This is a genomic window from Pseudomonas entomophila, assembly GCF_029478665.1.
In the GTDB taxonomy this organism is placed as follows: domain Bacteria; phylum Pseudomonadota; class Gammaproteobacteria; order Pseudomonadales; family Pseudomonadaceae; genus Aquipseudomonas; species Aquipseudomonas entomophila_F.
In genome coordinates this window covers 19543-42196 of the sequence record NZ_JARPQB010000018.1, presented here as the reverse complement: position 1 = coordinate 42196, position 22654 = coordinate 19543, and the positions used below count along the sequence as shown (strand labels likewise).

General features: G+C 65.8%; 16 protein-coding genes. 5 read left to right on the top strand and 11 right to left on the bottom strand.

Going from position 1 to position 22654, the window contains the following annotated elements:
• Positions 1-121 precede the first annotated feature (121 nt).
• Positions 122-1177 carry a haloacid dehalogenase-like hydrolase gene (locus P5705_RS11535; protein ID WP_277460996.1) on the bottom strand — a complete coding sequence of 352 codons (1056 nt, stop codon included), beginning with the start codon at positions 1175-1177 and terminating at the stop codon, positions 122-124.
• Positions 1178-1424: 247 nt separating this feature from the next.
• Here P5705_RS11535 and P5705_RS11530 point away from each other — a divergent pair, with 247 nt between their 5' ends.
• Positions 1425-2816, top strand: a complete 1392-nt coding sequence (locus P5705_RS11530; RefSeq protein WP_277460995.1) for an L-cystine transporter — start codon at positions 1425-1427, stop codon at positions 2814-2816.
• A 105-nt stretch (positions 2817-2921) separates the two neighbouring features.
• On the opposite strand, the gene P5705_RS11525 is transcribed toward P5705_RS11530, so the two are convergent.
• The 4 genes from P5705_RS11525 to P5705_RS11510 form a co-directional block, all read right to left on the bottom strand.
• Positions 2922-5309, bottom strand: a complete 2388-nt coding sequence (locus tag P5705_RS11525; protein WP_277460993.1) for a TonB-dependent siderophore receptor — start codon at positions 5307-5309, stop codon at positions 2922-2924.
• Between the two features lie 124 nt (positions 5310-5433).
• Positions 5434-6411 (bottom strand): FecR family protein, encoded by a 978-nt coding sequence (locus P5705_RS11520; RefSeq protein ID WP_277460992.1) that lies wholly within the window; start codon positions 6409-6411, stop codon positions 5434-5436.
• A complete protein-coding gene (locus P5705_RS11515) occupies positions 6408-6935 on the bottom strand; it encodes an RNA polymerase sigma factor (RefSeq protein ID WP_277460991.1) in 528 nt (175 codons plus the stop codon). The genes P5705_RS11520 and P5705_RS11515 overlap by 4 nt, the downstream gene beginning before the upstream one ends.
• Before the next feature lie 140 nt (positions 6936-7075).
• Positions 7076-7591 carry a dihydrofolate reductase gene (locus P5705_RS11510; protein ID WP_277460990.1) on the bottom strand — a complete coding sequence of 172 codons (516 nt, stop codon included), beginning with the start codon at positions 7589-7591 and terminating at the stop codon, positions 7076-7078.
• Between the two features lie 54 nt (positions 7592-7645).
• Between P5705_RS11510 and P5705_RS11505 the strand changes: the two genes are divergently transcribed.
• Both P5705_RS11505 and P5705_RS11500 read left to right on the top strand, forming a co-directional pair.
• Positions 7646-9034 (top strand): DUF2868 domain-containing protein, encoded by a 1389-nt coding sequence (locus P5705_RS11505; RefSeq protein ID WP_277460988.1) that lies wholly within the window; start codon positions 7646-7648, stop codon positions 9032-9034.
• A complete protein-coding gene (locus P5705_RS11500) occupies positions 9027-10391 on the top strand; it encodes a GTPase/DUF3482 domain-containing protein (protein ID WP_277460987.1) in 1365 nt (454 codons plus the stop codon). Before P5705_RS11505 ends, P5705_RS11500 begins: the two co-directional genes overlap by 8 nt.
• Positions 10392-10458: 67 nt before the next feature.
• On the opposite strand, the gene P5705_RS11495 is transcribed toward P5705_RS11500, so the two are convergent.
• From P5705_RS11495 to P5705_RS11480, 4 genes are all read right to left on the bottom strand, one after another.
• Positions 10459-11004 carry a phosphonate degradation HD-domain oxygenase gene (locus P5705_RS11495; RefSeq protein WP_277460986.1) on the bottom strand — a complete coding sequence of 182 codons (546 nt, stop codon included), beginning with the start codon at positions 11002-11004 and terminating at the stop codon, positions 10459-10461.
• A 126-nt stretch (positions 11005-11130) separates the two neighbouring features.
• Positions 11131-12153: a putative 2-aminoethylphosphonate ABC transporter substrate-binding protein gene (locus P5705_RS11490; RefSeq protein WP_277460984.1), complete on the bottom strand. Its 1023-nt coding sequence runs from the start codon at positions 12151-12153 to the stop codon at positions 11131-11133.
• A gap of 30 nt (positions 12154-12183) precedes the next feature.
• Positions 12184-13908, bottom strand: coding sequence for a putative 2-aminoethylphosphonate ABC transporter permease subunit (locus tag P5705_RS11485; protein WP_277460983.1), 1725 nt, complete (start codon positions 13906-13908; stop codon positions 12184-12186).
• A gap of 1 nt (position 13909) precedes the next feature.
• Positions 13910-14968 (bottom strand): putative 2-aminoethylphosphonate ABC transporter ATP-binding protein, encoded by a 1059-nt coding sequence (locus P5705_RS11480; protein ID WP_277460982.1) that lies wholly within the window; start codon positions 14966-14968, stop codon positions 13910-13912.
• Positions 14969-15316: 348 nt separating this feature from the next.
• Here P5705_RS11480 and P5705_RS11475 point away from each other — a divergent pair, with 348 nt between their 5' ends.
• Positions 15317-16987 carry an FMN-binding glutamate synthase family protein gene (locus P5705_RS11475; protein WP_277460981.1) on the top strand — a complete coding sequence of 557 codons (1671 nt, stop codon included), beginning with the start codon at positions 15317-15319 and terminating at the stop codon, positions 16985-16987.
• Positions 16988-17017: 30 nt separating this feature from the next.
• Here the strand turns inward: P5705_RS11475 and P5705_RS11470 are convergent, their stop codons facing one another.
• Entirely contained in the window at positions 17018-18340 is a 1323-nt protein-coding gene (locus tag P5705_RS11470; protein WP_277460980.1) for an OprD family porin, read from the bottom strand.
• 492 nt (positions 18341-18832) lie between these two features.
• On the opposite strand from P5705_RS11470, the gene P5705_RS11465 reads away from it, so the two are divergent.
• Positions 18833-20935: a TonB-dependent receptor gene (locus P5705_RS11465; RefSeq protein WP_277460979.1), complete on the top strand. Its 2103-nt coding sequence runs from the start codon at positions 18833-18835 to the stop codon at positions 20933-20935.
• 558 nt (positions 20936-21493) lie between these two features.
• Here the strand turns inward: P5705_RS11465 and aguA are convergent.
• Complete coding sequence (aguA, locus tag P5705_RS11455) at positions 21494-22600, bottom strand: agmatine deiminase (protein ID WP_277460976.1); 1107 nt, start codon at positions 22598-22600, stop codon at positions 21494-21496.
• Positions 22601-22654: the final 54 nt, after the last annotated feature.

Here is a 22654-nt window from a genome sequence, read left to right as displayed (position 1 = left end):
CTTGTGCCGCGAAAGGGCTGCGTAGCGGCCCCAAAAATTCAGCCTAGATGCAAAATTGCCGGGGCCGCTTTGCGGCCCTTTCGCGGCACAAGGCCGCTCCTACAGGTGAACGCAGTGTCAGTTACTGAATCTGCTCCGGCGTCACGATCACCCAGTTCTTGTCCGCCGTCACCGGCAACCCTTCCTTGGCCTGGGCCGCCGCATGCTTGGCGATCATGCCGTTCAGCTGGTCCATGTACTTGGCCTTGCGGTTTATCCACAGGTGGATGCCGCCCTTGCCCACGTCGACGCTGTGGAACTGCATGTAGCCATCGCTGGTCGGGGTGTCGCCGCCCACCAGTACCGGCTTCTTCCACTCATCGATATAGGTCAGGATCGCCGCTTGCTTGCCGGCCATCCAGGTCGCCGGTGTCCACAGGTAAGGGGTCAGTTCCAGGCCTTCGTTGGCCTTCGGATCGTAGTGCCCGGCGGTGATCTGCTTGCGCGCGGTGGTCAGCTGGCCAGTGGCGCGGTCCTTGAGCAACAGGCTGACGCCGATCACATTCTCGGGTTTGACGTTGTAGCCATACTTCGGATCGGCGGCGACCATGCGCACCAGCTCTTCCGAGGCGGCGGAAATCACGTACACCTCGATGCCGTTCTCCATCAGCTTGTTGTACAGCTCGGCCTGGCCGGTGAACACCTTGGGTGGCTGCACCTCGATGGCCTTGACCTGGTCACCCTCGAAATAGGTGCTGGGGATCGGCTTGCCCGAAGCCATCAGCTCGTCGACCTGCTGCTTGAGTTCCTTGAGGGTGAACCCCGAGAACACCTGGGCCACCCAGGGGTAGCAGACCATGTCGTCGATCTCGCACAGGCGGTAGTAGTAGCTGAACAGGCTCTCCTTGTGCTCGGCGGTATCCTTGAACGGGATCAGCTTGAGCGAGGGGTCGAGCTTGTCGCGGGTCAGCAGGCCCTTGTTCTCCATGAACGGCAGCAGCGCCTCCTCGAGGTCGAAGCGGTAGCTGGTGTTGTCCATGTCGAACACCGCGTAGTTACCTTTGTTGGCATTGGCGGCAATCATCGCGTCGAGCTTCTGGGCGGCTTCGGCCGGCCAGTGCTTGAGCTCGGTGGCCGCCCAGCTGCTGGCACTCAGCAACAGGGCCAGGCCGCCGGCAAGGATTCTCGGAGCAGACATCATGTGCGGTTCTCCCAAAGACGTGGCCGCTCAACCCTATGCCTGATTTGTGACAGGCAGGCACTCGCGACCGACGTCGAGGCAACCGCAAACGCCATGTTCATTGCCAATTGCGACAAGGCGTTATTCCATAAGCGACTATGCAAATTACTTTTAGGTATAAATTCGTTTGTTTTCAGGCTGTTAGCATTTCCGTTCGTAATCGCTCACAGAGGCGATGCCTCTTCCGCCTTTTCCTGGAGCTTCAATGAACCTGCCGCTGTCACTCAACCTGCTGGCGTTCCTGGCCCTGTTGCTGGGCCTGGCGCAAACCCGCCGAACCGACTGGAGCCTGGCCAAGAAGGTGCTGCTGGGCCTGGTGCTGGGCGTGGTGTTCGGCCTGGCCCTGCACACGGTCTACGGCGCCGGCCATCCGGTACTGAAAGCCACCCTGGCCTGGCTGGACCTGGTCGGCAACGGCTACGTCGGCCTGCTGCAGATGATCGTCATGCCGCTGATCTTCGCTTCGATCCTCAGCGCCGTGGCCCGCCTGCACAACGCCTCCTCGCTGGGCCGCATCAGCGTGCTGAGCATCGGCACCCTGCTGCTGACCACCGCCATCGCCGCGCTGATCGGCATCGCCCTGACCAACCTGTTTGGCCTGAGCGCCGAGGGGCTGGTGGCCGGCGCCCAGGAAAGCGCCCGCCTGCAAGCCATCAACAGTGACTACGCGGGCAAGGTCGCCGACCTCAACATCCCGCAACTGCTGCTGTCGTTCGTGCCGACCAACCCGGTGGGCGACCTGGCCCGGGCCAAGCCGACCTCGATCATCAGCGTGGTGATCTTCGCCGTGTTCCTGGGCCTGGCGGCGTTGCAGCTGATCAAGGACGACAAGGACAAGGGCGCGCGCGCGCTGTCGGCCATCGACGTGCTGCAGGCCTGGGTGATGCGCCTGGTGCGCCTGGTGATGAAACTCACCCCCTATGGCGTGCTGGCATTGATGACCAAGGTGGTCGCCAGCTCCAACCTCGAGGACATCCTCAAGCTGGGCAGCTTCGTGGTGGTGTCGTATATCGGCCTGGGCCTGATGTTCGTGGTCCACGGGGTGATCCTGGCGCTGACCGGCGTCAGCCCGCTGCGTTTCTTCCGCAAGGTGTGGCCGGTGCTGACCTTCGCCTTCACCAGCCGCTCCAGCGCCGCCAGCATCCCATTGAACATCGAGGCGCAGACCCTGCGCCTGGGCGTGCCGCAGTCGATCGCCAGCTTCAGCGCCTCGTTCGGCGCGACCATCGGCCAGAACGGCTGCGCCGGCCTGTACCCGGCGATGCTCGCGGTGATGGTGGCTCCGGCGGTGGGCATCGATACCTTCGACCCGCTGTGGATCGCCACCCTGGTGGCCATCGTCACCCTGAGCTCGGCCGGGGTGGCCGGGGTGGGTGGTGGCGCGACCTTCGCCGCGTTGATCGTGCTGCCGGCCATGGGCCTGCCGGTCGAGCTGGTGGCCTTGCTGATCTCGGTGGAACCGCTGATCGACATGGGCCGCACGGCGTTGAACGTGAACGGCTCGATGACCGCGGGCGTGGTCACCAGCCAGTTGCTCAAGCAGACCGACCAGCAGGTGCTGGGCGGGGATGAGCATGCCGAGTTGAGCCATTCCTGAGGCCGCATTCGCCGGCAAAGCCGGCTCCTACAGCTAATCGCGCCGCTTCGATTATCCCCTGTAGGAGCCGGCCTTGCCGGCGAAAGGGCTGCAAAGCAGCCCCCTTCAGTACGTCGCCCGCAACGACAACGTCAGGTTGCGCGGCTCGCCATAGAAGTTCGACCCCCAGGCGCTGTCCACCCGCTCGTAATACTTACGGTCGAACAGGTTGTTGGCCGTGAGCGTGGTCGACAGGTGCTTGTTGAAGCGATAGCCCAGCTGCGCCGTGGCCACGCTGTAGCCGCCCTGGACGAAGTCCACTTCATTGCGCGTGTAGTAGGTGGCGCTGACCACCCGCACACCCCCGCCCACACTGAACCCTTCCAGCGGCCCATCGGCGAATGCGTAGCGCGTCCACACATTGAAGTTGTGCTTGGGCGTGATGCTGATGCCCTGGTAGTCGCCCTGTCGCCCCGACTCCAGCCGGGTGAAGGCATAGCCGGTGCTGATGCTCCAGTTGTCGGTGAGGTTGCCGGACAGCTCGGTTTCCCACCCCTGGCTGCGCACCTTGGCCTGGGCCTCGTAGTAGGGTGTCTGGCCGATCTGCTGGGCGCGGTTCTCGTCATAGATGCGGAACACCGACACGCTGCCATTCAACCGGCCATCGAAGAACTCGCGCTTGAGCCCCAGCTCATACTGCTTGCCCTCGCGCGGCGCCACCGTGCTGTCGCCCCCCGCCATCTGCGTCTGCGGCTTGTACACGGTGGTGTAGCTGGCATAGGCCGACAGCTCGGGGGTCAGCTTGGCGACCAGCGCGCCGTAGGGGATGACCTTGCGGCGGACGCTGGTGTGGGGGTCGGAGAACTCGTTGAAGAACGGGTTGGCGTTGTGGCCATCGCTGTCGAACCAGATCACCCGGCTGCCGAGGATCACGTCCAGCCAGTCGTTGGCGCTGACCTTGGTGCGCGCGTACAGCCCGTACTGGTTCGACTTGGACGCGTTGCCGTTGTCCATCGCGTAGTCGATCTTGGGGATGTTGATGCTGCCGGGGTCGAACACGTTGATGTCGAACCACTCCCGGCCGCCGTAGCGGAAGTCCTTGTCCACATGCTGGTAGTCGGCGCCCACGGTGAGCTCGTGGGTGCGCCCGAAGGCCTCGAACGGCCGGGTGACGAAGCTGTCCAGGCCGAGGGTCTTGATGTGTGTGTAGTAGTTGTAGGCCACGGCGGAGCTGGCGCCGGTGGCCGGGTCCACGGCGCCGTCGGTCCAGGTGAAGTTGCGCGTCGGCGCCTCAGCGTCGCGGTAGGTCAGCGAGGTCTTGAACTGGCCGCCGTCGTCCAGCACATGATCGACTTCGAAGAAGCTTTCCCAGACCCGCTCGTCCAGCTCGTTCCACTTGGCGTCGACAAAGGTCGAGCGCTTGATGTCGAGCAGCTTGCCGCTGTCATAGGCCGGCAGGCCGAAGGCGGGCACCGACTTGTTGCGCTGGTAGGCGCCACCCAGGGTCAGGGTGGTGGCCGGCGACAGGTCGTACTCGAGGCGGCCGTACATCATCGGGCGCTCGTTCTGCGCGTAGTCGACGAACGCCTGGTTGTTCTCGTAGGCGGTGACGAAACGCCCGCGCAGGCTGCCATCGCTGTTCAGCGGCCCGGTGACATCGACCGTGGAGTGGTAGCGGTCGTAGCTTCCGGCCGACAGTTCGCCGGACAGGGCGAACTGCCCCAAGGCGCGCTTGCGCACTAGGTTGATGGTGCCGCCAGGCTCTCCGGCGCCTTGGTACAGGCCCGAGGGGCCACGCAGCACTTCGACGCGGTCGTACAGGGCCAGGTCGAACGCCGTGGCCATGTCGCCCTGCCCGGTCGGCTGGGTGACGCCATCGACCTGCACCAGGTCGACCGGGAAGCCGCGCATGTAGACGTCGTTGAGGTTGGAGCCGGTGTTGTAGCTCTTGATCGTGGTGCCGGTCACCTGGCGCATGGCGTCCTGCAGGCTGTTCATGTTCTGGTCGTCCAGCCGCTGGCGGGTGACCACCGAGACCGACTGGGGGATATCCTTGAGCTTCTGCTCGCCCTTGCCGATCGTCAGCGCGCCGGTGGTGTAGGAACCGCTGCCTTCGGTGGTGGCACCCAGCTGGGTGCTGCCGATGTTGACCGCACCCAGTTGCACCGACTTGTCGCCCGCGGCGCGCTGGCGCTCCAGCGTGACGCTGTCGCCATCGATGTAGGCGGCGCTCAGGCCGGTCCCTTGCAGCAGGCGGGCCAGCGCCTGGTCTTGTGGATAACTGCCGCTCAGGCCCGGTGAGCGCAGCCCCTGGGTGAACTCGCCCGGCACCAGCACCTGGACCCGGGTCACCGCGCTGAACGCGGCCAGCGCCGAATCCAGCGACTGCGCAGGAATCTCGAAACGGTAAACCTGCGCCTGCGCGGCGGCGGTGGCGTGCAGCGGCGCGGCCAGGCTCGCGCAGCCAAGCGCGATAGCCAGGCCGAGTGCGGTCCGGGTGGCGGTCATCTTCATCGGTGGAGCTCCCCAAAATCGTCCAAGTCGTCGACTGGCGCCGCACTATCTGAGAGTGCTTATTATTTGCGCCTTCCCACACAAGGACGTCGGCCCCGCGAGAATCCCCGAAACTTTTTTTCCTTCAACTTTCGCGAAGGATCCGCAGGTAGGGGGTGTACTGCTCGGCGCGCACCCCCAGGGTGTGGGTCAGGGCCTTGAGCACGGCCTCCGGCTTGTCGATCTCGAACACCCCGGAGACCTTGCGCCCGCGCAGCGCATCGCCCAGCACCAGGGTCTGGCCAGGCCAGTAGCGGTTCAACTCCTCGACCACTTCAGCCAAAGGTTGCTGGCTGAACACCAGCTGGCGCTGGCGCCAGGCGAAGGCGCGGGTCGGCTCGAACGGGTGAACGGCACCGACGCCGCTGGCCGTGTATTCCAGCGCCTGCCCGGGTTGCAGGAACACACTCGGCGCCTGGCCTGCACGCACCTCCACCTTGCCCCGGTCCAACTGGACACGGGTCTGGCGATCATCCCGGGCAACGCTGAACTGGGTGCCGACCACCCGCACCCAACCGTCGCCCGAGCGCACCAGGAACGGCCGTGCGCCATCGTGCGTCACCTCGAACCAGGCCTCGCCGCGCAACAGCCGGACGCGCCGCTCGCCCTCGGTCAGCTCGACTTGCAGGGCGCTGTCGGTATTGAGCTGGATGCGCGAGCCATCCTCAAGCTGGATGCTGCGCGACTCCCCGGTGGCGGTGGCGTAGTCGGCGCGCCAGCGGTCGGGCCAGGACGTCTGGCTGACCAGCAGCCCCAGCAACAGCATGGCCGCCGCGGCACCCGCCACTTTGGGCCAGGCCCGACGCGCAGGCCGGCGCCACAGTTGACGTTGCTGTTCACGCAGCTGCCTGGCCGGTGCCTGCAACGCGCCCAGCAAGGCCAGCACTTCATCCCAAGCCTGCGTCTGCTGCGGCCCCTGCTCCCGCCAAGCAGTGAACGCCTGCTGCTCGGCCGAGGTGACATCGTCGGCTTGCAGGCGGTAGTACCAGGCCGTGGCCTCGGCAAACAGACGCTCGCTGTCGGGCATTTCGCTCATCGGGGTGACCGTATTCTCAAGGCTCATGGGCGTTGCCCCCGCACCGCCAGGCGCGCCTTGATGAAGGCACGGCAGTCGAGCAGCGCCCGGCGCAGCTGGTATTCGACGCTGCGCGGCGTGACGCCCAGGCGCTCGCCGATCTGGCGGTAGGTGCAACCGTCGACATGATAGAGCAGGAAGATATGCCGGGTCGCCTCGGGCAGGGCCTGGATCGCTGCCTGCATCAACGCTTGCTCCTGCTGCGAGGCGAGCTGTTCGTCGGCGCCGGGGGCCTCGCTGGCGATCTCCTCGCTTGGCTCGCCCGCGTCCAGGCGCTCACGGCGGATGACCTGGCGCTGGTGATCGCGCACCAGGTTGCTGGCGATGGTGAAGAGAAAGGCTGGCAGGTTGTCGATCTGCTTGTCGGCCGGCAGCCGGGCCAGGCGCAGGAAGGACTCCTGGGTCAGGTCGGCGGCCACCTGGGCGTTACCGGTGCGCCGGGCAACGAAAGCTTCGAGGGCCTTCTTGTGCTCGGTGAAAAGGCGGGCGATCTGCTTGTTCCACGAAGACACGGCACATCCTGGCTCAGGGTCTCAAGAGGAGCGCACGCTAGCAGAAGATGAGATGAATTCGCAATTGCCGTGACACGCACCGGCTGCCTTCTGTAGGAGCCGGCTTGCCGGCGAACGGGCTGCAAAGCAGCCCCGCAATCTCAAGCCTTGTCCCAAACCTCGAAGTGATAGACCGGCTTGCCCTCTTCAGCCTGAGGCGCGCTGGACGCCAATTGCCACTGCCCCTTGTCGAACTCGGGGAACCAGGCGTCCCCCTCCGGCGACAACTCAACCCGGGTCAGGTACATCCGGCTCACCAGCCCCTTCTCCAGTGCCTGCCCATACAGCTGCGCCCCGCCGATCAGCATCAGCTCACCGACACCCTGTTCCCGCGCCCACTGTTCGGCGCGCACCAGCGCCGCTTCCAGGGAAGCGAACACCTCGGCACCTGGCAGCTCGAGCCCCGGCTGGCGGCTGACGACGATATTCAGCCGCCCCGGCAGCGGCCGCCCCAGCGAGTCCCAGGTCTTGCGCCCCATGATGATCGGCTTGCCCAGGGTGGTCGCCTTGAAGTACTTGAAGTCCCCCGGCAGGTGCCAGGGCATGGAGTTGTCGATGCCGATCACACGGTTCTCGGCGAGCGCCGCGATCAGGCTGAGGGGAAGTGTCGTATTCATGCCGGCGAGGATAGCACCGGGCACGTGGGTTATGCTTCTGCCCTGACCTGTGCAATGGAAGACCTCGTGACCGCACCGACTCCCCTCGACAGACGCTGGCTCACCGAAGCGGTGCGCCTGCGCGAAGAGCACGCCGGCCCCCTGGAGGACCAGGAAGCCAACCGCCGCGCCCGCCAGCAGGGCGGCGACCTGGCGGCACGCATCGAGACCCGCGCCCTGTGGCTGGCCGAACGCGACGGCATGGCCAGCGCGCTGCGCCACTGGAAGCAAGGCGCACGCCTGGCCCTGCTGGCGCTGATGCTGTTCGCCGTGCTCAGCGGCGCCGGGCTGGGCTTGGCGGCCCTGGGCGATGGCCAGCGCCCGGTAAACGTGTTCTGGGCCCTGGGCAGCCTGCTCGGGCTCAACCTCTTGCTGCTGTTCGGCTGGGCCCTGGGCTTCTTCGCCGGCGAGCAGGGTGCCGCCCTGGGGCGGTTGTGGCTGTGGCTCAGCGAACGCTTCGCCCGCGACGCCAAGGCTGCGCAACTGGCCCCGGCACTGCTGGTGCTGTTGCAGCGCCAACGCCTGAACCGCTGGCTGCTCGGCCTGCTGGTGCATGGCCTGTGGGTGCTGGCGATGGTCGCGGCGCTGGGGATGTTGCTGACCCTGCTGGCGACCCGGCGCTACGGCTTCGTCTGGGAAACCACGCTGCTCGCCGCCGAGCCCTTCATCAGCCTCACCCAAGCCCTGGGCGCCCTGCCTTCGCTGCTTGGCTTCGGCGTGCCGGACGAGGCGATGATCCGCGCCAGCGGCGCCACCCTGCCAAGCCTGGACCTGGCTCGCCAAGCCTGGGCCAGCTGGCTGCTTGGCGTGGTGCTGGTCTACGGCCTGCTGCCGCGCCTGACGCTGGCGGCGCTGTGCCTATGGCGCTGGCGCCAGGGCCGCGAGCGCCTGTCACTCGACCTCAACCTGCCCGGCTACGCCCAGCTGCGCGACGCCCTGATGCCCCGCAGCGAACGGATCGACGTGCAGGATGCCGCACCCGATACGCTGCCGCGCTTCGAGGCCGGCCAACTGGAAAGCGGCAGCAGCGGCGCCTTGCTGGTCGGCCTGGAACTGGACGACCAGCGTCCCTGGCCGCCAACCCTGCCGAAGGCAGTGACCGATGCCGGCGTACTCGACAGCCGCGAATCACGCAACAAGCTGCTCGAACAGCTCAACCGCTTCCCCCCCGCCCGCCTGGCCATCGCCTGCGACCCACGCCGCTCGCCAGACCGTGGCAGCCTGGCGCTGCTCGCCGAACTGGCGCGCAATGCCGGCGCCACGCGCATCTGGCTGCTCCAGGCGCAACCTGGCCAGGCACTGGACGCCGCACGGCTGGGCGACTGGCACGAAGCCCTCGACCGCCTGGGCCTGCCCCACGCCGACACCTCGCCGCTGACCTGGCTGGAGCATGGCCATGACTGAGCCGCTGAAACTGGCCGTGGTCGGCCACACCAACGTCGGCAAGACCTCGCTGCTGCGCACCCTGACCCGCGACGTGGGCTTCGGCGAGGTCTCCCACCGCCCCAGCACCACCCGCCATGTCGAAGGTGCTCGGCTTTCGGTCGATGGCGAGCCGTTGCTGGAGCTGTACGACACCCCTGGCCTGGAAGACGCCATCGCCCTGCTCGACTACCTGGAACGCCTGGAACGCCCGGGCGAACGCCTGGACGGCCCGGCCCGCCTGGAGCGTTTCCTCCAGGGCAGCGAAGCGCGCCAGCGCTTCGAGCAGGAAGCCAAGGTGCTGCGCCAGTTGCTGGCGAGCAATGCCGGGCTGTATGTGATCGACGCCCGCGAACCGGTGCTGGCCAAGTACCGCGACGAACTGGAAGTGCTGGCCGGTTGCGGCAAGCCGCTGCTGCCGGTGCTCAACTTCGTCGCCAGCAGCCAGCACCGCGAGCCGGAATGGCGCGAAGCCCTGGCGCGCCTGGGCCTGCACGCGTTGGTGCGCTTCGACAGCGTGGCCCCGCCCGAAGACGGCGAGCGCCGCTTGTACGAAAGCCTCGCCCTGCTGCTGGAAGATGCCCGCCCGGCCCTGCAACGGCTGATCGATGACCAGCAGGCCCAACGCCTGGCCCGCCAGCACAGCGGCAAGCGCCTGATCGCCGAGCTGTTGCTGGATTGCGCCGCCTGCCGGCGCAGCGTCGAGACCGAGCCCGCCGCCGAGGCACACGCCATCGAGGCCCTGCGCCAGGACGTGCGCCAGCGCGAACAACGCTGTGTCGAGGCGTTGCTCAAGCTCTACGCCTTCCGTCGGGAGGACGCCCAGGCCGGTGATCTGCCGCTGCTGGATGGACGCTGGGGCGATGACCTGTTCAATCCCGAAACCTTGAAGCTGCTGGGAGTGCGCCTGGGCAGCGGCGTGGCCGCCGGAGCGGCGGCCGGCGCCGGGGTGGACCTGCTGGTTGGCGGCTTGACCCTGGGTGCCGCCGCCCTGGCTGGCGCCATCGCCGGGGGCGCGCTGCAGACTGCGCGCAACTATGGTTCGCGCCTGATGGGCAAGCTCAAGGGGCAGCGCGAATTGACGGTGGACGACACAGTGTTGCGTCTGCTGGCGCTGCGTCAGCAGCAGTTGATGGTGGCGCTGGACGGTCGAGGGCACGCGGCGCAGGACAGCATTCGCCTGGCAGCGCCGGATGAGAAAGCCTGGCGGGAAGGCAAGCTGCCGGAGGCGCTGAGCAAGGCACGGGCGCATCCGCAGTGGTCGACGCTCAATCCCGGCGCGCGGGTGAACCAACCCGAACGACAGGAACAACTGGATTCGCTGGTAGCGGACCTGTAGGAGCCAGCCTTGCTGGCGAACAGCGCAACCCGAGGTTGGGCGCACGGTTCGCCAGCAAGGCTGGCGCCTACAGGAGTGCGCGGGCCTTGGTCTTCAGCATGTGCAGATCTATCAGCGGTATCCCGACCTCCTTGGCCATCTCGTCCCATTCACGCATGCGCAGGCTGATGGCAAACAAAGGATCCCCTTCGAACGCATCGGCCTCAATATCGCTCATCACCCCGCCCTGGTACGCCAGCGTCCGCCGGCTCGCCTCGCTCAACCGCTCGAAGTACCCCGGCTGGCGCAAGGTAAGGTAGCGCTTGGCTTCGACGTGGTACTGCACCAGCCGCGCCATGCGCTCGCCAAAACCGCAGCGACGCAGGTACTCGGCGCCGATGCGTTCGTGGCTGACCACGCCATAGCCACCCATGTCCTCGCCTTCGCAGAGGTGGCCGATGTCGTGGAAGAAGGCGGCGAGGACCACTTCATCGTCGTAGCCCTCGGCCATGGCCAACTGCGCGGCCTGGGACATGTGCTCGAGCTGGGTGATGGCCTCGCCGATGTAGTCGGCGCTGCCGTGGCGCAGGTAGAGGTCGAAGGTGTCCTGGATGATTTGCTTGGTTGTAGCCACTGGCAGGCTCCTGATGTGCACGGGAGGGTCGCCTGTAGGAGCGGCTTCAGCCGCGATCACCCGCGAAGCGGGTGCCAACCGCATCGCGGCTGAAGCCGCTCCTACAGCGAGTCGAGGCCGCGGGCCTTACTGCTGCGCCACCTTCTCCGACTTGCCGTCATAGCGCTTGCGCCACTCGCTGAGGATCTCGTCACGGTTTTTCGAGGCCCAGGCAAAGTCGTTCTTGATCAGGCGCTGCTCGTAATCGGCCGGCAGTTCGGTCTGCGGCTTGGCGATCCCTGGCGCGGCGAGCACGGCGAAATTCTCCTTGTACAGCTCCATGGCCGCGGGGCTGGCGGAGAAGTCGGCCAGGCGCTTGGCCGCATCGGCTTTCGGCGAACCCTTGATCACGGCGGTGGCCTCGATCTCCCAGCCTAGCCCCTCCTTCGGCAGCACGATGTCCAGCGGCGCGCCCTGGCGCTTGAGCTGCACGGCCGGGTATTCGAACGAGATGCCGATCGGGAACTCGCCGGCCGCCGCCAGCTTGCAGGGTTTGGAACCGGAATGAACGTACTGCCCGATGTTCTGGTGCAAGGCGTCCATGTAGGCCCAGCCCTGGGGCTCGCCGAAGGTCTGCAGCCAGGCGCTCACGTCAAGGAATCCGGTGCCGGAGGACGCCGGGTTGGGCATGACGATCTTGCCCTTGTACTCGGGCTTGGTCAGGTCCTGCCAGCTCACCGGTTTGCTCAGGCCCTGCTTCTCGGCCTCGACGGTGTTGAAGCAGATGGTCGCGGCCCACACGTCCATGCCCACCCAGGCCGGCGGGTTGGCGGCGTCGCGGTAGTTGGCGGAGATCTTGCCCAGGTCCTTCGGCGCATAGGCTTCAAGCATGCCGTTCTGGTCGAGGATGGCCAGGCTGGAGGCCGCCAGGCCCCACACCGCGTCGGCCTGCGGGCGCTCTTTCTCGGCCAGCAGCTTGGCGGTGATGATGCCGGTGGAATCGCGCACCCACTTGATCTCGATGTCGGGGTTGGCCTTTTCGAAGGCCTGCTTGTAGCTCTTCAGTTGCTCGGCTTCGAGGGCGGTATAGACGGTCAGCTGGGTCGCGGCCGAGGCCTGCAGGCTGAAGACGGCGGAGACGGCAGCGGCAAGTGCGAGGGGCTTGAACATGATGCGGTTCCTATCAGTGTGGGCAGTCGGTCAATGGCCGGGAGCGCGCTGGCGCCAAGCCTGGGAGCGGCGCAGCAGGCCGCGTGAAGCGCCGGCCAGCAGCAGCGAGGCGGCGGCGCTGGTCAGCAGGATCAGGGTGGACATGGCGGCGGCGCCGCCGACGTTGCCGGCGTCGTCCATGTTCAGCACGGCGACGGCGGCGAGGATGGTGTCGGGGCTGTACAGGAAGATCGCCGCCGACACCGTGGTCATCGCCGAGACGAACAGGTAGCGGATGATGTCCAGCAGCGCCGGCAGGCAGATCGGCACGGTGACCCGCATGAAATGCTTGTACAGCGGCGCCTTGAGCGATAGCGCAGCGGCCTCGAACTCGCCGTCGAGCTGGCGCAGCGCGGTGGTGGCGGTCATCTGTGCGGTGGTCAGGTAGTGGGCGATGGTGCACACCACCAGCAGCGTCATGCTGCCGTAGAACACGTGCAGCGGGTTGCCGTTGAGGTTGAAGAAGAACACGTAGCCCAAACCCAGCACCAGGCCGGGGACCGCCATGGGGATGAAGCTGAGCAGGCGCAGCAGTTGGTTGAGCAGGCGCTGGCCCTGGGTCTTCTCCATCAGGTAGGCGCCGCTGAAGATCACCACGCTGCCGATCAGCGCGGTGCCGATGGCCATGGTCACGCTGTTGCGGTAGGCCAGCCAGCCGCCCCCGGCCGTGTCGTCGAACAGGTAGTGCTTGAACGACAGCGACAGGTTGTAGGGCCAGAACTTGACCAGCGACGAGTACACCGCCATGCCGATCACCCCCAAAAGCGCCGCGCACACCAGCAACACGAGGGCCAGGTAGCAACCGTCGCGCAGCTTCGACGGCTTGGGCTCGAACACCTGGGCGCGGCCGCTCATGGCCTCGCGCTGGCGGCGGCGCAGCCAGGCATCGACGGCGAAGCTCAGCAGCGCCGGCACCAGCAGCACCATGCCGATCAGCGCGCCACGGCCAAACTGCTGCTGGCCGACCACTGCCTTGTAGGCTTCCAGCGCCAGCACCTGGTAATCGCCACCCACCACCACGGGCACGCCGAAGTCGGTGATGGTCAGGGTGAACACCAGGCAGAACGCGGCGAACACCGCCTGGCGCGTGGCCGGCCAGGTGATGCTGCCGAAGGCCCGCGCGGGGCCGGCGCCCATGCTCGATGCCGCGTCGAACAGCCGTGCGTCGGCCAGCGACAACGCCGAGAGCAAGATCATCAATGCATGGGGAAAGGTGTAGATGGCCTCGCCGAGCACAATGCCCCAGAAGCCGTAGATGTTGTCACTGAGCAGCCCGCGCAGCAGGCCCTGGTTGCCGAACAGGTACACCAGCGCGATGGCCGGCAGCATCGACGGCGCCAGCAGCGGCAGCAGCGAAATCCCCCGCCACAGGCCCTTGGCCGGGATCAGCGTGCGTTGCAGGGCATAGGCGAACAGGTAGGCCAGCGGCACCACGATGGCGGCGACGGTGAAGGCCACCGACAGGCTGTTGCCCAACAGCCAGTGGAAGTTGGCGCTGGCGAACAGCTCACGGGCGGCCTCCAGGCCACCGCCCTGCCCGGCATCGCCGCTCAGGCCACGCCAGAAGATCGCCAGCAACGGCATCAGCACCGCCAGCATCAGCAGGATCAGCAGCAGGCTCTTGCCACCGACGACGAACAACCGGTCACCCAGGGCGACACCCTTTTGCGGCGCGGCCTTGGCGTGGCCGAGCGGCAGGGTCATGGGCGCGGCCATCTCAGGCGAACACCTGCAGGCTCTGCGGCGGCAGGGCCACCCAGATGTCCTGCGAGCCCAGGCGTGGCATGGCTTCCGGCGCCAGCTCGGCGAGCAGCGCGTGGCCCGGCAGTGCCTTGAGCTCGAAACTCATGCGGCAGCGGTTGCCGAGGAAAGTGATTTCGCGAACCTTGGCCGGGAACAGGTTCTCTTCATGCACCACCGGGTTGACGGTGATCGCCTCCGGGCGGCAGAACAGCCGACCACTGCTGGCGTTGCCAGCGTTCGGCGCCAGGCGCATGTTCATGCCGCCGACCTGGGCGAGGCTGTCGCCGCGGCGCTGGAACGGCAGCCAGTTGCCTTGGCCGACGAACTCGGCGACAAACGGCGTGGCCGGCTGGTCGTAGATTTCCTGGGGCGTGGCGTACTGCTCGACCTGGCCGTTGTTCATCACGGCGATGCGGTCGGCCATCAGCATGGCCTCGTCCTGGTTGTGGGTGACCATCAGCGTGGTGATGCCCAGCTGGCGTTGCAGCTGGCGCAGCTCGGTGCACAGGTGCTCGCGGACCCGGGCATCGAGCGCCGACATCGGTTCGTCCAGCAACAGCAGCGAGGGCGACGGCGCCAGGGCGCGGGCCAGGGCCACACGCTGTTGCTGGCCGCCGGAGAGTTGGCCGGGGTATTTCTTCTCGCTGCCCGCAAGGCCCACCAGCTCGAGCATCTCAGCGACCCGCTGGCGCGACGCTTCGCGGCTGCTACCGGTCAGGCCGTAGGCGATGTTGGCTTCGACCGTGAGGTTGGGGAACAGCGCGTAGGACTGGAACAGGATGCCGTAGTCGCGTGCCTGGGGCGGCAGTTCGGAGATGTCGCGCTCGCCGATGTACAGCGCGCCGCGGTCCTGGCGCTCGAGGCCGGCGATGCAGCGCAGCAGGGTGGTCTTGCCACAGCCCGACGGGCCGAGCAGGCACACCAGCTCGCCGGCGGCGATGTCCAGGGACACGTCGTTGAGCGCGGTGAAGGCACCGAAGCGCTTGTGGATGCCGCGCACTTTCATCTGCGCGCCCGGGGTGGCGTTGTTCATGGCGAGTCCTCATCGAAGCGATGGGGCCATGCTAGGAAGGGTATGCGAAGGTTCTGTGGCGTTGGGGCAAAAGCGGGTGATAGTGGTATAGGCAGATTTTGTAGTGGCGCGCGCGCAATCGGGCGCCGCCGCGCGGCGCATCGCGGATGAATCCGCTCCTACAGGCAGCCGAAAAAACGTGTCCACGAACAACCTCATGGTCACGTTGCAACGAGTGTAGGAGCGGATTCATCCGCGATGCGCCGCACCTCTCCCGCCCAACCCGTAATAGTCTTTTACCGATTCCCCAGGTTTTCCGGCCCATGGCTTTACCTATCCTACGCAGGTCATCCCGCCTGCGATGGACCCATGAAAGACTCGCTCCCCAGCCGCTACGCCTGCCTGGCCGCATGCCTTATCTTCACCGCCGCCAGCGCCCCCTTCCTGCCCGAGCACACCTGGCTCTGGCCATTCACCCTGGTCAGCGCCCTGCTCAGCCTGGTCGGCCTCAACGACCTGCGCCAGAGCCACCACGCGGTGCGGCGCAACTACCCGATCCTGGGCAATATCCGCTACCTGATCGAGACCATCCGCCCGGAAATCCGCCAGTACCTGATCGAAGGCGACGACGACAAGCTGCCGTTCTCCCGCGCCCAACGCTCGCTGGTCTATGCCCGGGCCAAGAACGAGAGCGCCGAGAAGGCCTTCGGCACGCTCAACGATGCCTACAAACCCGGCTTCGAGTTCATCAGCCATTCGATGCTGCCGGTACCGATGGCCAACCCCGCCTCGTTCCGCATCCGTATCGGCGGGCCGCAGTGCACCCAGCCCTATTCGGCGTCGATCTTCAACATCTCGGCCATGAGCTTCGGCGCCCTCAGCGCCAACGCCATCGGCGCGCTGAACAAAGGCGCGCGCCTGGGCCGCTTCGCCCACGATACCGGCGAGGGCAGCATCAGCCCCTATCACCGTGAACACGGCGGCGACCTGATCTGGGAGATCGGCAGCGGCTATTTCGGCTGCCGCACCGAGCATGGCCACTTCGACCCCGAGCGCTTCGCCGTGCAGGCCCGCGACGGCCAGGTGAAGATGATCGAGATCAAGCTCAGCCAGGGTGCCAAGCCCGGCCATGGCGGCATCCTGCCGGGGCACAAGGTCAGCGCCGAGATCGCCGCCACCCGTGGCGTGCGCGAGGGCGAGGACTGCATCTCGCCAGCCGCCCACAGCGCCTTCCGCACCCCCGTGGAGCTGCTGCGTTTCGTCGCCCGGCTGCGCGAGCTGTCCGGCGGCAAGCCAGTGGGTTTCAAGTTCTGCCTGGGCCACCCTTGGGAGTTCATGGGCATCGCCAAGGCCATGCTGGCCACCGGCATCACCCCGGACTTCATCGTCGTCGACGGCAAGGAAGGTGGCACCGGCGCGGCGCCCCGGGAGTTCTCCGACAACATGGGCGTGCCGCTGCGCGATGGGCTGATGTTCGTGCACAACACCCTGGTGGGCCTGAACCTGCGCGAACGCATCCGCATCGGCGCGGCGGGCAAGCTGGTCAGCGCCTTCGACATCGCCAGCGTGCTGGCCATCGGCGCCGACTGGGTCAACTCGGCGCGTGGTTTCATGTTCGCCATCGGCTGTATCCAGTCGCAGAGCTGCCATACCAACAGATGCCCGACCGGGGTGGCCACCCAGGACCCACTGCGCCAGCGGGCGCTGGTGGTGCCGGAGAAGGCCGAGCGGGTGGCCAGCTTCCATCGCAACACTCTGCATGCCCTCGCCGAGATGCTCGCCGCGGCGGGTCTAGCGCACCCGTCCGAGCTCAAGCCCAAGCACCTGGCGCGGCGCATCAGCGCCAGTGAGATCAGCCTGTTCTCGCAGCTTCATACTTTCCTCAAACCGGGGGAACTGCTCAGCGGGGCGATAGACAGCGAGTTCTATGCACGGATGTGGCGGATGGCGCGCAGTGACAGCTTTGCGCCGGAGACGGGGGAGATCGAGGTGGCGCCGGCAGCGATTGCCAAGCCCCGGAAAGCAACAACCCCGGCATAGGCCGGGGTTGTCGGTGACGCGGGATCAGGATCAGAAGATGCTGATCGGGTACTCGACGAATACACGGACTTCGTTGCCGTCGTCGGTGTAGTTGCCGTTCTGCTGGACGGCGTTGTTGGTGCGCAGGAAGGAGCTACGCAGCTTGATCGACAGGTCTTTGGCCGGGCCTTCCTGAACGACGTAGCGGATCTGGTTGAAGATCTCGCGCTCTTTACCTTCACCGTAGCCTTCCGGCTTGCCGACGGTACGGGTGTTGATGTTGTCACCCACCACATAGGCCAGCTTGTAGGTCAGGCCCGGGATACCGAAGGCACCGAAGTCCAGGCCGTAGCCCAGTTGCCAGGAACGCTCGTCCTCGGCGTTGAAGTCGGACCAGTAGCTGTTGGCCAGGTAGATGGTCGAACCACCGTCACCCGTGCCGCCGGCGTTCTGGTACCAGCCGTACTGGTAGCCGGTGCTGCCGGTGCTGCGCTGGTGCGCCAGGGTGAACGAGTGAGGACCGTAGGCGTAGGTGGCCGCCAGGCTCCAGATGGTGTTGGAGTCGCCAGTCAGCTCGGCCTTGTTGACGTACTTGTGGTCGATGTCCGACTTGTAGCCGTTGAAGTCCAGGGTCAGGGACTGGTCGCTGGCGATCGGGAAGACGTAGTTCAAGCCCAGGTAGTGCTTCTTCTGCACGTCTTCGTTGTCGGCGGTGTACAGCGACGCGGTGAAGTTGTCGGTGAACTTGTAGCTGCCGCCGAACACGTTGATCGACTTCAGGCCACCGCCATCACGACGCTCGGCGCTCTTGCGCGCTTCCTGGGTGAAGCGACCGGCGTTCAGTTCCAGGCCCTTGATCTCCTTGGAGGTGATCAGGGTACCGGTGAAGCTTTCTGGCAGCAGGCGGCCATCGTCGTACTGCAGCACAGGCAGGGTCGGCATCTGGTCACCGTACTTCAGCACGGTGTTGGAGATGCGGAACTTGATGGCTGCGCCAGCACGGGCCAGGTCGTGCGGACCGCTGGCGTTGCCGTCGGCATTCTTGGTGTTGTGCGGCTTGAAGAAATCGACACCAGCGCCGCCGTTGTGGCCTTTGCCGCCATCGAGGCGCACGGCGTACAGGCCGAAGGCGTCGACACCGACACCGACGGTGCCTTGGGTGAAGCCGGAGGAGAAGTTGGCGATGGCGCCTTGGCCCCATTCGATCTGGTCATCAGTGCCGTGCTTCTTGTCACGGTTGATGTAGGCGTTACGCAGAAGGACGTTGGCGTGGCTGTCCTCGATGAAGCCCTTGCTGTCGGCCTGGTCGTTGGCCTGTGCCTGGGTCGCGGCGATCATCGCCAGAGCGACCAGGCTGATCCTGGTTTTCAACATCTTATTTTCCTTATTTCGTATTCAAAAACGCGCTGCATTAGAACGCCCAGAACCAACGCCCCTTCGTAGGTTCGACGCTATGCGGATCCCGGCCGAAAGGCCTGCAGAAGGTCTGCAACGGCCCTTACGACCCCATGGCCAGGTCATGGCCAGCAGGCGTAGAGGCCGAATCCTAGCCCCGCCTGCTCATACCTGTCAAAAAAACGTGAAATGCAGGTTGATATAACCAAAAACAAGGTCAGCGGCGGTGCATTTCCATGCATATCTGCCGCGTGTCAGCGCAAATTTGTCTCTTTTATGCAAACGCGGTGACAACTGCACAATTGTCATTTATCACCCGTACGCGCATGAACGTTGCCCCTATATATCCAAAGGGATAGTAACAAATTGATACAAATGTAAAGACAAGCCTTTACGAATAGACATGCAACAGCAAATAGCAAGCATTACCATTCGCGCCCAATTTCTCACCTCCCTTACCGGACGCCCGCGATGCTTGCTCCCTGCCGCCTTTCGCCCCTGACCCTGGGCCTGTCGCTGATGTTCAGCGCAGGGCTGGTCAATGCCGCCACCACCACCCTGCCGGAAACCTCGATCACCGCCGACAACGAGCGCGAAGAGGACAACCCGCGGGTCAGGGACGTGACCACCGCGACCCGTACCTCGACGCCGGCGCGCTATGTGCCCCAGGCCATCGACTCGGTGAAGACCAGCAACGTGCTGGACTACGGCAGCAGCAACCTGGGCAAGGCGCTGGAGGGCATTCCCAACGTCAGCGCCGGTGGCGACACCCGCTTCGACAGCCTGCGCATCCGCGGCTTCGACGCCAGCAACGACTTCTACCTGGACGGCATCCGCGACGACAGCCAGTACACCCGCGACCTGCACAACATCGAGCGGGTCGAGGTGCTCAAGGGCCCGGCGGCGGTGCTGTACGGCCGTGGCAGCCAGGGCGGCATCGTCAACCGGGTGAGCAAGGCCCCGGAGCACGGCCGCCGCTCGACCATCGAGGCCCAGGGCGGCAGCCAGGACCTGCGCAGCCTGTACGCCGACCTCAGCGCCGACCCGAGCGAGAACATCAGCCTGCGCCTGAACATGGGCAACGAGGACAGCAACAGCTTCCGCAAAGGCATCGACGGCAACCGCCAGCTGTTCGCGCCGTCGATGAGCTGGCAGCTGACCCCCGACCTCAACTGGCTGGTGCAGTACGAGTACAGCCGCTACAACCGCACCCCGGACCGTGGCATCCCCGGAGCCAACGGCCGCCCGGCGGACGTCAGCCGCAGCACCACCTACGGCGACACCCAGCGCGACTACATCGACGACAAGGCGCAGTCGCTGCGCTCGCGCCTGAACTACCAACTGAGTGACAACTGGCAGCTGCGCCACACCCTGGGCCTGTTCAAGCTCGACAGCGACTTCGACAACACCTACCAGACCGGCTACGACCCGCGCACCAACCTGGTCAGCCGTCAACGCTGGCAGCAGGACCTGAGCACCCGCAACCTGTTCAACAACCTCGAGGCCGAGGGCGATGTCAGCACCTGGGGCCTGGAGCACAAGCTGTTGGTGGGCATGGAGTTCGGCAACCAGCGCCGCGACCCGCTGTTGTATACCGCCAAGGCGGTCAGCGCCGGCGGCACGGCGGTGCCGTCCCTGGACCTGAACAACCCCAACCGCGCGCTGCAACACAACGGCCCGATGGTGGTGTCGAGCAACAACCACACCGTGGTCGACAGCCGTGGCGTCTACCTGCAGGATCAGATCCGCCTCAACGACCAGTGGCAGATCCTCGCCGGCGTGCGCTTCGACCAGTTCGAGGTGGAAACCACCAACAAGCTGCGCAATATCGCCGAGAAACAGAAGGACAACAGCTTCAGCCCACGCCTGGGCGTGGTCTACACGCCGTGGCGCGACCATTCGTTCTATGCCTCCTGGAGCAAGACCTACTCGCCGGTTGGCGGCGGCCTGATCGGCATCACCCCGGGCGCGGCGGGCAACACCAACGAAACCGAACCGGAGCTGACCCGGCAGAAGGAGATCGGGGTCAAGAGCGACTGGTTCGACGAGCGCCTGAGCACCACCCTGGCGGTCTACGAGCTCGAACTGTACAACCGCCGCACCCGCGACCCGCTCGACCCGAACATCACCCTGATGACCGGCCTGCAGCGCTCGCGCGGTATCGAGCTGACCGCCACCGGCAACGTCGTTGGCAACTGGTATGTGCGCGGTGGCATCGGCCTGCAGGACGCGACCATCGTCAAGGACAACAATGGCCAGGAAGGCAACCGCATCAACGACGTGGCCAAGCGCAACGCCAGCCTGTTCGTGACCTGGAAACCGGAGCTGGGCTGGTACGCCGAAACCGGCCTGACCCTGGTCGGCGACCGTTACGCCGACAACCAGAACACCGTGGTGCTGCCGGGCTACGGCCGCTGGGACGCGCTGGCCGGCTACCGCACCCACGACTGGGACGTGCGCGCGGCGCTGAGCAACATCACCGACAAGACCTACTACAGCTCGGCGACCAGCGCCGCGCAAATCCAGGTCGGCGACCCGCGCAGCCTGGTGGTGACCGGCAGCTACAGCTTCTGATCCCGAGCCTCGCGCAATCCCTGTAGGAGCGGCTTCAGCCGCGATCACCCGCGAAGCGGGTACCAGGCACCGCGTTGCCTGCATCGCGGCTGAAGCCGCTCCTACGAATCAGGGTTAAAACGAAAACGCCACCGCAATGCAGTGGCGTTTTTTTATTGCGACAGGATCCTTCCTACTCAGTGCCAGACCGCCATCAGAGCCTCGAGCTCCGCATCGCTGATCAGTCCCTGAGGGTATCGCCCGTCCAGCAGACGTCGTGGGTCGGTCCTCCTGACCCGGATGCTTCCATGGTGTTTCAACCACTGCGCCAACAGCTTGAGCGATTCGTGATTCACGGCCGATGGGGGCAAAGCCGACTCACTTGCTGCATTCATTTCCACACGCACTCCTGGGCCCGTGAGCGGCTAACTTACGTAAGGTTTGTTACAGAACGGCGTAGCCCTATCTGTCTGAAACACAATGGAAAAACAATACAAGAGGTGTGCCATCTAGCCGCCCCGATGGTCGCCGCCCACAAAAAAGCCCGTCATGGGACGGGCTTTTTCGTTCAGCGGGGAATCAGCGCTTGAGCGGCGCCGGCTGCTGCTGGGTCAGGCAGTGGATGTTGCCGCCCCCGAGCAGCAACTCACGGCCTGGGATCATCACCACTTCGTGGTCCGGGAAGACCTTGGCCAGGATCGCTCTGGCCTGCGCATCGGCCGGGTCGTCGAAGCTCGGGGCGATGATGCCGCCGTTGACGATCAGGAAGTTCACGTAGGAACCGGCCAGGCGCACCGAAGGATCGCGCTCCTGGCTGCCGGCCACATGATCGACACCGTCGCACTCTACCTGGGTGGCATACAGCGGGCCCGGAATCGGCATCTTGTGCACCACGAACTCACGCCCTTTGGCGTCACGGGTGTTTTTCAGCACCTCGTAGGCGGCGTGGCAGCGTGCGTAGTTGGGGTCATTGGAATCATCGGTCCAGGCCAGTAACACTTCGCCTGGGCTGACGTAACAGCAGAAGTTGTCGACGTGGCCGTCGGTCTCGTCGTTGTACAGACCGTCCGGCAGCCAGACGATGGTCTCCACCGCCAGGTGCTCGCGCAGGATGTCCTCGATCTGCTCACGGTTCAGGTGCGGGTTGCGATTGCGGTTGAGCAGGCATTCTTCGGTGGTGATCAGGGTGCCTTCGCCGTCGACGTGGATCGAACCGCCCTCGAGCACGAAGCCTTCGGTGTGGTAGCGCTGCACGCGCTCCATCTCCATGACCTTGGCGGCCAGTTCCTCGTCACGGTTCCACGGTGCGTACAGGCCGCCGTCGAAGCCGCCCCAGGCGTTGAAGCCCCAGTCCACGCCACGCACCTCGCCATGGTCGTTGATCACGAAGGTCGGGCCGGTGTCGCGCACCCAGGCGTCATCGTTGCTGATCTCGACCACCCGGATGTTGGGCAGGTCAAGCTGGCGGCGGGCGTTCTCGTACTGAGCGGCAGACACGGCCACGGTCACCGGCTCGAAGCGGGCGATGGCCTTGGCCAGGGTCACGTGCGCGGCCTGCGCCGGCTTGCCACCCAGGCGCCAGTTGTCCGGGCGCTCCGGCCAGACCATCCATACCTGGGTCTGCGGAGCCCATTCGGCGGGCATGTGGAAGCCGTCGGCGCGGGGGGTCGAGTTGAGCGTTTTCATCGATGACCTCTAGATAGCAACTGTCGGTGGACCGGGGCCCGCTGCGCGCGCCTT